The sequence below is a fragment of the Aerococcus urinae genome (assembly GCF_001543175.1).
GTDB classification, from domain to species: domain Bacteria; phylum Bacillota; class Bacilli; order Lactobacillales; family Aerococcaceae; genus Aerococcus; species Aerococcus urinae.
Genome location: NZ_CP014161.1, coordinates 684,273 through 697,312, shown reverse-complemented (window position 1 = coordinate 697,312; position 13,040 = coordinate 684,273). Strand labels below are relative to the sequence as shown.

The window sequence follows — 13,040 nt, the reverse complement described above, 5'->3', positions numbered from 1 at the left end:
AATATCATGTTTCTAAGCTGATTACTAAGGGTTTTCCTATTAAAACGATTTCATTAATAAAGAACATTCTCAGAGCCGTAAATTTTTCTTAATTCTTGAATGACTTCGGGGCGGGCTTGAACAGCAAAGCGCTCACCCAATTGATATTTTTTCTGTTCTTTGGCCATGGTGAAAGTTAATTTAACCCTGCCGTGATACTGGTTGATAAGAGCAAGGAGGTCTGCCTTTTTCTCACTGGCCAGCTGGCTACTTGCCACACGAATAGTTATTGATTGAATTGCGTTCAGCCGTTTTCTTTCCAATTCAGTGAGCAATTGATTATTTAAGGGATGACACTGGTCTAAAATCACTTGCAAGCCTTGTTTTCTGGTCTGAGTTTTGCCTTGGGCAAGGATTTGCTGGCCTTCCCTTAAATAGGCAGCGAAATCAATATAAGCTTTAGGAAAAGCAATCACCTCGACTTCACTATGCTCATCACGCAAAGTTAAGAAAGCCATGGGCTGATTCTTCTTAGTTTGAATTCTTTTCACCTTGACAATTTCTCCAATAATCGTCACCTGACTTTTATCACTTATCTTATTGATGGGTTGAATTTGACCACTTTGGTAGTAAGGACGATAGTCACTGTATAATTCAACGCTAATAGACTGACCCAGGGTTTCTTGCTCCCCCTCCAAAAGAAGGCGATCATCATATTCATTCAATTGCTTAATTTCAGGCGCATAGAGCTCTCGATTCTCCTGATTGAACAAGGAAAGCTGCTGGTTGTTGCTTCCGCCAAATAAGTTCACCGCTTCTAGTAACTTTGGCAGAGCCTCTTCTATTAAGGTGCGGCGGTTATAGCCAAAGCTGTCCAAGGCTCCCGCAAGCGCCAATTTTTCCAGGTTCTCTGCCTTTAAATAGTTTTTTGGAAGACGTTGGATAAAGTCTCCTAACGACCGAAACTGTCCCCCATTGAGCCGTTCCTGGACAACGGCTGTGGTAAAGTTTCGCATCAGGCCGCGAATATCAGTTAGACCTAGTAAAATATGATGGTCATCAACTACCTGCATGGTGGTATAGGAGCGGTTTACATCGGGGAGTTGGAGCTTAACTTGACAGAGACCGGCCTCATAGGTCAATTGCTGACCCTTAGTCTCATAAATCTTATGTTGCAAGAGATTCCCATAGTAAAAGGCCGCCGGATAATGAACCTTTAGCCAGGCCATCTCATAAGCCAAATAGGAATAAGCATAGGCATGTGACTTGTTAAATCCATAATCAGCAAAAGCTTCAATGTAGGAATAAATTTTTTGGGCAACGCTTTGGCTGTAGCCCTTAGCAACAGCTTGACGAATAAATTTCGCCTGTAAGCGGTCCATGGTTGCCTTATCTTTCTTGCTGATCGTCCGCCGTAAGATATCAGCTTCTCCCAATGAAAATCCCGCAATTTTTTGGGCAACTTGCATGACTTGTTCCTGGTAGACAATGATGCCATAAGTTTCCTTCAAGATACCTTCTAAGTCCGGATGAGGGTAAGTAATCGGCTCCTTACCATGTTTACGATTGACAAAGTGATTAATTTGTTGCATAGGTCCTGGGCGGTAGAGGGCATTTACTGCTGCTAGGTCCGCCATTGAGCTGGGTTTAACCCGCCTCAAGACACGGCGAATCCCATTAGATTCAAATTGAAAGACTCCCAGGGTATTGGCTTGACTAAAGACACGATAGACCGATTGATCATTACGTGGAAAGTCTATCGGACGTAAGCGCCTTTTGCTGATTTTTTCCGCTGCTCTGACACTATTGGCTAAAATCGTTAAGTTACTTAAACTCAAAAAGTCAATTTTTAATAAACCAATCCGCTCAATTTCATGCATGGTGTATTGGGACTGGTGAATGGAATGGTTAAGGGCAGCCTGTAAGGGGATAAAATCGGTCAAGTCTTGGTCACTGAGAATAACCCCTGCCGCATGGGTAGAAACGTGGCGAGGCAAGCCTTCAATCTTCTTAGCGGTCTGAAACCAGAGCTGGCCATCCTCCTCTTCTGCTATATATTGTTGGAGTTGGCTGGAACTTTGATAAGCTTCTTCAAGAGTCTGATTTTGCGAGCTAATGGTATTGGCCCAACGGCTCATGGTCGCTTGACTCTTATTAAAAGCATTACCAACGTCCCTGATGGCCTTGCGGGCAGCAAAGGTACCAAAGGTAGAAATTTGAGCCACGTGGTCACTACCATATTTGTGATAGACATAATTCAAAATATCCTGGCGCTTATCATCAGGAAAGTCCAAATCAATATCCGGCATCGACTGGCGTTCAGGATTAAGAAAACGCTCAAAAAGTAAATGATTTCTTATAGGGTCTACATCGGTAATAAAAAGACAATAAGCTACCAAGGAACCCGCAGCAGATCCTCGACCTGGTCCGGTCATAATATGCTTCTTATGAGCATAATCCATCACGTCCCAAACAATGAGAAAATAATCATTGAAGCCCATTTGATCAATAATAGAAAGTTCGTAATCCAAGCGTTCTCGGTAGCTTTGCTCATTACCCACCCGCTTAGACAGACCTTGATAGGCTAAATCTTTGAGAAATTCCTTACTACTTTGCCCTGATTCAATGGGATACTTGGGCAAAAGCGCTTGGTCAAAGTGAATGTCTAAATGAACCCCATCAAAAGCCTCTGACACTTGGTCAAAAGCCTTAGCTAGTCCCTTGTTTTGGTAGGATTCTTGATAAGACGCTAGGCTCCTTAAATAAAACTGTCCTTCTGCCCCAGCTTTTTCGCGGTAATTATCTAGGGACTGATTAGCTTCGATAGCAGCTAATACTTCCTGGGTAAAGACATCCTTTGTTGACAAATAAGCCAACTTTGACTGGGCGATCAAGGGAATCTGACTTTTCTTAGCTAGGTCTTCTAAGGCTTCTTGATGGTAGAGATAAGATTCATCAATACCCATATATAAGTCAGAAGCCTTGAAGATTTCCCGTAATTTATCTAAGAAGGCAGCAGCCTCTTCTTGGCGCTGTTGCTTAAGAAAATGCATATGCGGACCGTTATTAGCTTCTAAAATAGTGATCCAATCTTGGTGGTTATTAAAGATAAAATCTCTAACCGCCTGATAATCAATGGGCTCTTGGCTTTTAATTAAGGAACTTAAGCGCATAAGAGAGCGGTAGCCTTGATCATTTTTAGCATAAATCAGCCACTCTTCTTGGTCATGCTGGTCAGGACGTTGAATTGAAACGGTCATTCCAATTAAGGGATTGATGTCATAATGTTTACAATAATTATAAAAATCAATTACCCCATACATCACATTGATATCACTAATCGCTAAGTTTTTATAACCTAAGGCTTTGGCCGCTTCGACATAATCCTTTACCGGCATGGGACTCTTTAAAAGCGTATAGGATGTATTCACATTTAAAGGCGTAAACACGATAGACCAACTCCTTTTAACATGATAAAAACCATCAGTTTAGCCAGCTTATTTACATATAGTCACCGCTTACTGATGGTAAAGACACTTATTTTTCTATGTATTGCGGGCCGCGGACAAACATGGCATCCCCAAAAGAAAAGAATTGATACTTCTCCTCGACCGCATGCCGATAGGCGTTAAGCACATGGTCTCTTCCAGCAAAAGCAGCCACCAACATCACTAGGGTTGATTTAGGTAAATGGAAGTTGGTAATGAAATGATCCACCACAGTAAACTTAAAACCTGGATAAATGAAAATATCAGTCCAGCCAGAATCAGCTTTCACTTGGCCATCAAATTTTTGACCAATAGTCTCTAAAGTACGAATACAGGTTGTCCCGCAAGCAATGACATGGTGGCCATTTGCTTGGGCTTGACTAATCATTTCAGCATTTTCTGGATCTAAGCGATAAAATTCTGAATGCATTTGGTGGTCACTCAGATCTTCTTCATTCACTGGTCGAAAAGTTCCCAAACCGACATGGAGGGTCAGATAAGCAATCTTAACTCCTTTTTCCTGTAGGCTCTTTAGATAGTCCTCAGTAAAGTGTAAACCCGCTGTCGGGGCTGCTGCCGAGCCATTCACTTTAGCATAAACTGTTTGATAACGGTCTGGATCAGTTAATTTGTTCTTAATGTAAGGTGGTAGAGGCATCTCTCCTAGACTCTCTAAAATCTCTAAGAAAATCCCATCATAATAAAATTCCAGCAGGCGACCACCACCATAGTCAAGTGTTTCTTTGATTTCAGCCTTCAAACGCCCATCGCCAAAGCTAAGCTTGGTGCCGGCTTTCAAGCGTCGTCCTGGTTTAACCAGGGTCTCCCAAAGGTCGCCTTCCACATTGTTTAAGAGTAATACTTCAACGTGGCCACCGGTCTCCTCTTTTTCGCCGTAAAGACGGGCCGGTAAGACCCGAGTATTATTTAAGACTAAGACATCCCCTGCTTCAAACTCCTCTTTAATAGCTGAAAACATCTTATCCTGGTAGTGGCCATCTTTAGCATTCAAGCATAAAAGTCGACAGTTTAAGCGATCCTTAGTGGGACTTTGGGCAATGAGTTCTTCGGGTAAATCATAATCATAATCTGTCGTTTTTAAGGTCATCCTCGTTCTCCTCTTTATCAATTCCTAAATGTTGGTAGGCCTTAGCCGTGGCCATACGCCCTCTAGGGGTACGTTGTAAAAAACCCATTTGAATTAAATAAGGTTCATACATATCTTCAATGGTTTCTTTTTCTTCTGATAAATTAGCCGCAATAGTGGATAAGCCTACCGGGCCACCTTGATAATAGAAAATAATAGTCTCTAAGATGCGTCGGTCAAGATCATCTAAACCAGCCTTATCAATTTTTAAAATACTTAGGGCTCTTTCAGTGATTGCTAAATCAATGATTGCATTGGTATTATATATCTGAGCAAAGTCTCTGACCCGCTTCAATAAGCGGTTGGCAATCCGAGGGGTTCCACGCGACCGTAAGGCAATTTCATAACTTGCTTCATCTTCGATGGTTACCTCAAAGATTTGGCTACTTCGCTTAACGATTTCTTGTAATTCATCCACCTTATAATAGCGCATATGCTGGATGATACCGAAGCGGTCCCTTAAAGGAGCAGATAAGCTCCCAGCCCTAGTCGTGGCTCCTACCAAGGTAAATGGAGGCAGATCAAATTGAACCGCGTGGGCTGAACTCTCTTGGCCAACAATAATATCAACACGAAAGTCCTCCATAGCACTGTAGAGCATTTCTTCGACATTGCGGGGCAGGCGGTGGATTTCATCGATAAATAAGACATCTCCAGGGGCCAGTTCGTTGAGTAAAATTAAAAGATCACCCGTTTTTTCAATGGCTGGACCGCTACTGGTCTGCATATTGACCTGCATTTCATTACTAATGACATTGGCTAAGGTGGTTTTTCCTAATCCCGGTGGGCCGTATAACAAGACATGGTCTAAGGATTCCGTTCGCTGTCTAGCAGCATGGATATAAACCGATAGTTCGTGCTTGGTTTCTTCCTGACCAATGTAGTCTTTGAGAAGTTGCGGCCTTAAGCTAGCCTCCATGTCTTCTTCTTCAAAAAATTCTTCACCGCTTTGAAGCCTTTTTTCACTAGACATACTTATAACTCCTCACTACTTATTTTAAGGTTATGTATCTTAAGGCGACTCGGATAGCATCTGCAGTATTATCGACCTCTGAAAAATCGCCTTTTTTGATCACTTGATCAATCTCCCGCTTAGCGTAACCTAGACTGTTTAGGGCTGCTTCTAATTCAATCATCATCTGACTTGACTCTGATTGATCAGAAATGACTTCTTGGTCAGCTGGAAGCGCTTCGGATTTAAGGCGGCTGAGCTTACTTTGTAAGTCTAAGATGATCTGTTGGGCAGTTTTTTTACCAACGCCGGGAAACTTGGTTAAGAATTTGACATTTTCCGATTCAATCGCTGCAATAAATCCGGCTTGGTCACCATAAGCTAAAATTGATAAAGCACTCTTAGGCCCGATTCCCGAAACACTTATTAATTGTAAAAAGAGTTGTTTCTCGGCCTGATCAAAAAAGCCATACAGGCGTATGGCATCCTGGCTAACCGCTTGGTAGAGCCAAACTTGCACCTGTTGGCCTTTTTGATCACTTAAGCGATAAGGGTTAGGAAAATAAATATAATAGGCAAGTCCCGCCGTTTCAACAACTACCGCTTCACTAGTTAAATCAACAAGTAATCCCTTGATATATTGGTACATCACTCAACCTCATTACTCCACATATTTTTTGTAGTCACTATAGCCAGCTTGGTCCATTTCTTCATAGGGAATAAATTTTAAAGTAGCAGAATTAATACAATATCTTAACCCCCCTGCTTCACTTGGACCATCAGTAAAGACATGTCCCAAATGAGAGTCTGCTGCTTGACTTCGTACTTCAGTACGAACCATGCCATGTGAAGTATCTTGGTGCTCGTTAACAACATCCTCTTCAATAGGCTGGGTAAAAGCCGGCCAACCACAACCGGAATTGTATTTTTTACTGGAAGAGAATAAGGGTTTTCCATCCACAATATCTACGTAAATTCCCTTTTCAAAAAATTCATCATAGTCACCTGAAAAAGGACGTTCAGTGGCTTGATTTTGAGTCACTTCATAAGCTAAGTCACTAAGTTCTTTTAAACGAGCGTTTTTTTCTTCTTGATTCATAGCAGTCTCTCCTCTTTCTTTAATTTGCTTTATTTTATCATAACTAGCAGATAATCCCTATATTATTGATTCTTAGGACTTTCATGGGCATCTTGGATCCGTTTGAAGCTGCGTTCGATTTCATAATTAGAATAATGGATTAAAACGGGACGTCCGTGGGGGCAATTATAAGGGTTCTCACAGTAAGTCAGGTCATCTAACAATTGCCGGGCCTGACGATCATCTAAATAATGGTTAGCTTTTATCGAAAGCCGGCAAGACATCATAATAGCGGTTTTTTCCCGGTAGGTATTGACCGAAAAATCTTTATTTTCAATGGCTAGTTGGATCATGGAATCAATGTGTTCTTGGACCTGGTCACTCCCCATCCAAGCGGGATGGTAGTTGACTAAAAATTGATTGGGGCCAAATTCTTCAATGCCAATCCCCATAGCCCGTATCCGGTCTAAGACTTGTCTGACATCATGACTTTCTGATGAGGGATAGTCTAAAACTAAAGGAACCAGTAATTCCTGGCTAGCTGTATCCATATCACCGATGGCTTCGCGGAAATATTCATATTTAATCCGTTCTTGAGCCGCATGCTGGTCAACTAAATACATCCCGGTTTCATCGGAACAGACCAAATAAGAAGCCTGTAATTGGCCCACATAGTCCAGTTGAGGGAAGCTTGGATTCCTCTGACCTTGGACTTGCCCCTCTTCATGATTAGGGCTAGCTAGCTTAAGATCACTAGGTGTGCTTGTGCTTGGTGGGAAACTTTCTCTATGAGCACCCTCCCCTTTTTCAGCTGTCTGGGCTTCCGCTTGCCAGTCTTTGCCATGGTCTGTTTCCTTAACTAGGAAAGCTTCATTCTCAGCTGGCTCTACTTGATTTTTAAAATCAAAACGCAGTTGCTGGCTATCTTCTTGACTGCTTAGATCAATGCTGGCTTGATGGTTAGCTGTCTCAGTAATCTCTTTCTTGCCTACATCGGGGATCCTTCTTAGGGGAGATAGTCTTTCCTGAACACTGCTTTGGATGAGATCGTAAAGTTCTTCTTCCTTACTAATGCGAATCTCTTGTTTGGTTGGATGGACATTAACATCAAGTAATTGGGCATCTGTAGAAATATTAAGGACAGCTATGGGATAACGGCCAATCATGAGCTTAGAAGCGTAACCCTTGATAATTGCCTGACTGAGGACATAGTTTTTGATATAGCGGCCGTTAACAAATAGGGACATATAATTGCGTGAGGCCCGGGTAAGTTCTGGTTTAGAAATATAACCGCTGAGTTGAAAATCATGGTCCTCATTCTCAATCGCTAACATGTCTTGAGCCTGTTTAAAACCGTAAACTGCAGCGATAACTTCTTGGAGGCGGCCCTTGCCATTGGTCCTTAGTAGCTCCCTGCCATCATGATTATAAGTAAACCGGATATCAGGATGGGCCATGGCTAAACGGTTCACGACATCCGTAATATGAGAAAGTTCGGTGCTTAATTGCTTAATGTGCTTTAAGCGGGCTGGGGTATTGTAGAATAGATTTTCTACTCGGATGGTTGTTCCTTGCCGTAAATGCGAAGGACGATACTCTACTTCATCGCCCCCAATTAAGCTGATAGAGGAGCCCTCTTTTCCATCACTGGTTTCCAGCGAAACTTCAGCAACTGAGGCGATCGAGGGCAAGGCTTCACCACGAAAGCCCAAGGTTTTGATCCGAAAGAGGTCTCGTGAATGATAGATTTTACTGGTAGCATGGCGTTTAAAGGCCAACTTCACATCTTCCCCACTCATTCCTAAACCATTATCAATGACTTGGATGCTCTTCAAACCAGCCTCTTCGACTTTGATATCGATACTGGTTGCCTGGGCATCAATCGCATTTTCTAAGAGTTCTTTTACCACGGAAGCCGGCCGTTCAACCACTTCCCCAGCGGCAATCTGATTAGCAACTTGTTCAGGAAGTTCGTGGATCATCCTAGTCCTCCTCGCTTAGTTTCCTTTGTAATTGGTTCAATAATTCTAAGGCTTCAATAGGTGATAAATGATTAATATCGACAGCATCTAGCTGGTCTAAGACATAATCTTCACTCGCTGTTTTTTGATTGAAATTTTCTTGGTCAGTGAAGAGATTAAGCTGCTTAGGCTCAGCCCCTTTAGCGGCTTCACTCTCCAAGTCAGATAAAATATTAGCTGCATTGGTTAATAAGCTCTTAGGTAAGCCAGCCAGCTTAGCAACATGAATCCCATAACTCTTATCGGCCGGGCCATCATAAACCTTGTGAAGAAAGACCACTTCCCCATCTTTTTCAATGGCTCCGACGTGAATATTCTTAAGAGCTGGCAAGTGATTATCCAGATCAGTCAGTTCATGGTAATGGGTTGAAAAGAGCACCTTCGCCTTAAGATGGTCGTGTAAATACTCTAAAATAGCTTGGGCTAAAGCAATGCCATCATAAGTCGAAGTTCCCCGACCAATCTCGTCAAAGAGTAACAAGGACCGGTCAGTCGCATGTTGAATAGCCTGGTTAGCTTCCATCATTTCGACCATAAAGGTACTTTGCCCCGCTTGCAAGTCATCGGTTGCCCCAATCCGGGTAAAGATCTGGTCAAAAATAGGCAGGGTCGCTTGACTAGCGGGTACAAAACTTCCCATTTGGGCCATGATCACGGTGAGGCCCAGCTGGCGCATGTAAGTGGATTTTCCTGACATATTAGGTCCGGTAATTAATAGAATGGAAGTGTCCTTATCCATGATGATGTCATTAGGGACAAAATCGTCACGTCCTAAAGTTTCTTCAACCACTGGGTGGCGGGAATCTTTAATCAATAAGGCCCGGTCTTCTCCACTAAAATGAGGACGCACATACTGGTTTTGTTCGCTAATTTCCGCTAGGGACTGAATCACGTCCACCTGGGCAATAGCCTGGGCGATGGCTTGTAGGTCTTTTTGGTAGACTTTTACCTTTTCTCTCACCCCAAGGAACAGCTCGTACTCCAAGTCAACTGATTTTTCCTGAGCTTCCAAGATCCGATATTCCATCTCTTTTAATTCTGGGGTAATGAAGCGTTCCGCATTAGTTAGGGTTTGCTTTCTCTCATACCGACCTTCTGGTAAAAGATGGAGGTTGGCCTTGGTTACCTCGATATAATAACCAAAAACCTTATTATAGCCAATTTTTAAAGATTTAATCCCGGTCGCTTCACGCTCCTTGGCTTGCAGGTTAGCAATCCATTCTGACCCGTGGCGAATGGCCTGACGGTAGTCATCCAGCTGGTCACTAAAGCCATCCCTAATAATGCCACCTTCAGTAATCGATATATTCGCTTCCGGATCAATAGCGCTTTCGATGGTTTCAACCACTTCTGGTAGGGCTGCCAGGCTGTTAAGAAGCTTGGTCCAAACGCCAGTCTCTTGGCTGTCACTTTGATTGTCTTGGATAGACTGTAAATTTTCAGAGACTTGGGGAACCTTTTTCAAGGAATTCATCAATTGCAGGAGCTCGCGGGCATTGACCTGCCCCATTGAGATCTTAGCCACTAAGCGCTCTAAATCGTAGACCCCAGAGAGATTTTCTTGGATATTGCGCCGTTCAAAGAAGGCGTCGATCAAGGACTCTACTTGGTCTAAGCGCTCTTCAATCGTTGCTTGGATAATAAGAGGCCGGTCCAGCCACTGTCTTAGCAAACGTCCGCCCATGGCGGTTTTAGTCTCATCGAGAAAATGCAGTAAACTTCCTGAACATTTCTGAGTTCGAATCGATTCGGTTAATTCTAAATTGCGTTTAGCAAAATAGTCCATATGCAAGTAATAATCTAACTCATAGGACTCCGCTTGGCGCCAGTGGTTAACCATACGAAACTGGGTACTATAAACATAGGCCATCAAAATATGCAGAGCCTTAAGCTCAATACCATGCTTAATATTTTGAGTAATTTTTTCAAAGGCAGTTTCCGGTAATTGATCGAGGGTTTTCTGATTAATATAGGAAGAGGTGAAAGGAAAGAGCTGCTCGAGTTGGGCCAAGTCTTTTTCACGAAGTTCATGGTAAAAGACAACTTCCTTGGCTTGAATTTGTGAGAATTCTGTTAACAGCATTTCAAATGAATCCATATGGGTCACTTTCAACTCGCCTGTTGAAATATCAGTATAAGCTAAAGCATAGGCGCCTTCTTGATGTATAATCGCACAAATAAAGACATTTTCCTTATCGCTAGAATTGTAATAAGTCCCCGGAGTAATCACCTTGATCACTTGCCGGTCTACCATACCCTTAGCTTGCTTAGGATCTTCCATTTGTTCAGCGATAGCGACCTTATAGCCTTGGTTGACTAGGGTTTTCACATACTCATCCGCTGAATGATAGGGAACACCACACATGGGAATGGGATCATCCGCATTCCGATTTCGACTCGTTAGGGTTATTTCTAATATCTGTGCCGCTTTTTTGGCGTCATCATCAAACATTTCATAAAAATCGCCCAGCCTAAAAAATAAAAAGGCATCGGGATATTGATCTTTGATCTGATAGTATTGCTCCATCATTGGTGTTTTTTTCTTCGCCATTGTTTACATCCTTTAATCTTAACTTTTTACAATCTTATCTATTCTAACATAGAAAAGCAAAGGGTGAAATTCACAGCTTTAATAATTCGTGATAGAATAAAAGCTAAAAAAGAGAAAGGAATGAATTATGTTAAAGCATTTATATCTCATGCGCCACGGGGAAACGGAATTCAATTTGGAGAACAGAGTACAGGGCTGGTGTGATTCCCCTTTAACTGAAAAAGGTATCCGACAAGCCGAGCTGGCTAGAGATATGCTAAGGGAACGAGAAATCACTTTTACCCATGGCTACAGCTCACCACTTGACCGGGCCAGAGAAACGCTAAAATATAGCAGCCCCAATCCCATGCCCACAGAAACAGTCACTGGTTTAAAGGAATGGGGCTTTGGTTCACTAGAAGGGCAATCTCGCGACCTCATGCCTAAACCTCTCTCAGCACCCAAAACGGATGATTACTATTGTCAATATGGTGGTGAGAGAGCTAGCGAAGTCTGTCAACGCATTAACCATAGCCTCCAAGCCATCATGACTAGAGAGGATAGCCAGCAAGTCTTAGCGGTCGCTCATGGGGCTGTTATCTACCAATTTGTAAAAGATTTCCTCCCTGACCCGGTTGCTGGTATCGGCAACTGCGAAATCTTTCACTTTGTTTACGATTTCAACACCTTCACCTTTATAGAAAATATGAAGCCTTATCGGGAGATGTCCGTGTCTGGTGAAAATTTATTTGCAAAATCGGACAAAACGTTATAAGATATACTTTGTTGCTAACTTCGTTTAGCTGGGAGAAGTAGCGAAGAGGCCGTAACGCGCTTGACTCGAAATCAAGTTGTCGGGAAACCGGCACGTGGGTTCGAATCCCACCTTCTCCGTAAATGACTTTTTTTAAATTATCAAAAGGTGTCAAAAACGTTGATATAACAAGGATTTTAAAAAAGTTGATAACAGATGAAGACGCCTAATATTGCGACTATATTCGCAAAATATTGCGCAAAATTCTCACTATCCCTATAGCTGAATTAGCAAGTCAAAGCTCTTAATTTAAGGGCTTTTTTATTTGCCTTTTATTAACCGCTGGTTTGATTTAATAATCCTAAGATATATTTATACCTCCTAAGGCTAAAAACGCCTGTAGGGGTCTATATTTAAGTCTGAGAGTATGTTTTGAGCAAAAGAAAAGACTAGCTTTAAAATGCTAGCCTAAAAAAGTTGGTCATGTGTTCCTAACCTAGTTAAGGTTACTATCCCTTTTTGATCAATATAAATAATTAGCGTATCCCCATCAACATGAAGTTCTTTATATCCTTGCCATTCTCCCTTTAGATTATGAAGCCTATACTGATTAATTAAGATGTCTATTTCTTCACTAGCTATCAAGCATATAGCCTTATCAATTTTAGTCATGGGATAGTGCTTTTTCTTGTAACGTTTATAATCCCGCTTGAAAGCACTAGTAAATCTAATTTTATTCATTTAATGCCTCTAGTAAATCATCGACATTATCATAAGTTTTTAGTTGGTCACTTTCGGCTTCGGCCCTTGCTTGTCTGTTCTCAATTTGCTTCTTTGTTGCTGGTTTGAATGGTAATTCACCACTATTCACGGAATACTTAATAAATAAAGTGATTGCTGTTGTCAGATCAAGCCCCATATCTTCAAAAGTTGCTTTAGCTTGCTCTTTTAAATCATCATCAACTCTAATATTGATTCTAGCCATATAAATAACCTCCCTTTATCACTATTATTATACACCAATGTTATCCCGATGTTAGCATTTTAGGTTTGATAAAGCCGTCTACACTATCAATTTCGCACGATTTACT

At 41.9% G+C, this 13,040-nt stretch carries 10 protein-coding genes and 1 tRNA gene; 2 read left to right on the top strand and 9 right to left on the bottom strand.

Annotated elements, in window-relative coordinates; translation table 11 throughout:
* Positions 1 to 53 precede the first annotated feature (53 nt).
* From AWM73_RS03145 to mutS, 7 genes are all read right to left on the bottom strand, one after another.
* On the bottom strand, positions 54 to 3,428 hold the full coding sequence (locus tag AWM73_RS03145) for a DNA polymerase III subunit alpha (protein ID WP_060778052.1): 3,375 nt from the start codon (positions 3,426 to 3,428) through the stop codon (positions 54 to 56).
* Between the two features lie 88 nt (positions 3,429 to 3,516).
* Positions 3,517 to 4,575: a tRNA preQ1(34) S-adenosylmethionine ribosyltransferase-isomerase QueA gene (queA, locus tag AWM73_RS03140; protein ID WP_060778051.1), complete on the bottom strand. Its 1,059-nt coding sequence runs from the start codon at positions 4,573 to 4,575 to the stop codon at positions 3,517 to 3,519.
* Positions 4,550 to 5,587, bottom strand: a complete 1,038-nt coding sequence (ruvB, locus tag AWM73_RS03135; RefSeq protein WP_060778050.1) for a Holliday junction branch migration DNA helicase RuvB — start codon at positions 5,585 to 5,587, stop codon at positions 4,550 to 4,552. Before ruvB ends, queA begins: the two co-directional genes overlap by 26 nt.
* A 19-nt stretch (positions 5,588 to 5,606) precedes the next feature.
* Positions 5,607 to 6,215, bottom strand: a complete 609-nt coding sequence (gene ruvA / locus AWM73_RS03130; protein ID WP_041706144.1) for a Holliday junction branch migration protein RuvA — start codon at positions 6,213 to 6,215, stop codon at positions 5,607 to 5,609.
* A gap of 12 nt (positions 6,216 to 6,227) precedes the next feature.
* The gene (gene msrB / locus AWM73_RS03125) at positions 6,228 to 6,665 is read right to left on the bottom strand and encodes a peptide-methionine (R)-S-oxide reductase MsrB (RefSeq protein ID WP_060778049.1); all 438 of its coding nucleotides are present in this window, start codon (positions 6,663 to 6,665) and stop codon (positions 6,228 to 6,230) included.
* A 62-nt stretch (positions 6,666 to 6,727) separates the two neighbouring features.
* Positions 6,728 to 8,626, bottom strand: coding sequence for a DNA mismatch repair endonuclease MutL (gene mutL / locus AWM73_RS03120; RefSeq protein WP_060778048.1), 1,899 nt, complete (start codon positions 8,624 to 8,626; stop codon positions 6,728 to 6,730).
* A gap of 1 nt (position 8,627) precedes the next feature.
* Positions 8,628 to 11,216, bottom strand: coding sequence for a DNA mismatch repair protein MutS (mutS, locus tag AWM73_RS03115; RefSeq protein WP_060778047.1), 2,589 nt, complete (start codon positions 11,214 to 11,216; stop codon positions 8,628 to 8,630).
* Between the two features lie 127 nt (positions 11,217 to 11,343).
* Here mutS and AWM73_RS03110 point away from each other — a divergent pair, with 127 nt between their 5' ends.
* Entirely contained in the window at positions 11,344 to 11,970 is a 627-nt protein-coding gene (locus tag AWM73_RS03110) for a histidine phosphatase family protein (RefSeq protein WP_060778046.1), read from the top strand.
* 31 nt (positions 11,971 to 12,001) lie between these two features.
* Positions 12,002 to 12,089: transfer RNA gene (locus tag AWM73_RS03105), tRNA-Ser, on the top strand.
* A 328-nt stretch (positions 12,090 to 12,417) separates the two neighbouring features.
* On the opposite strand, the gene AWM73_RS03100 is transcribed toward AWM73_RS03105, so the two are convergent.
* Both AWM73_RS03100 and AWM73_RS03095 read right to left on the bottom strand, forming a co-directional pair.
* Positions 12,418 to 12,690 (bottom strand): type II toxin-antitoxin system RelE/ParE family toxin, encoded by a 273-nt coding sequence (locus tag AWM73_RS03100; protein WP_060778045.1) that lies wholly within the window; start codon positions 12,688 to 12,690, stop codon positions 12,418 to 12,420.
* Complete coding sequence (locus AWM73_RS03095; RefSeq protein ID WP_060778044.1) at positions 12,683 to 12,934, bottom strand: type II toxin-antitoxin system RelB/DinJ family antitoxin; 252 nt, start codon at positions 12,932 to 12,934, stop codon at positions 12,683 to 12,685. Before AWM73_RS03095 ends, AWM73_RS03100 begins: the two co-directional genes overlap by 8 nt.
* Between the last annotated feature and the right edge of the window lie 106 nt (positions 12,935 to 13,040).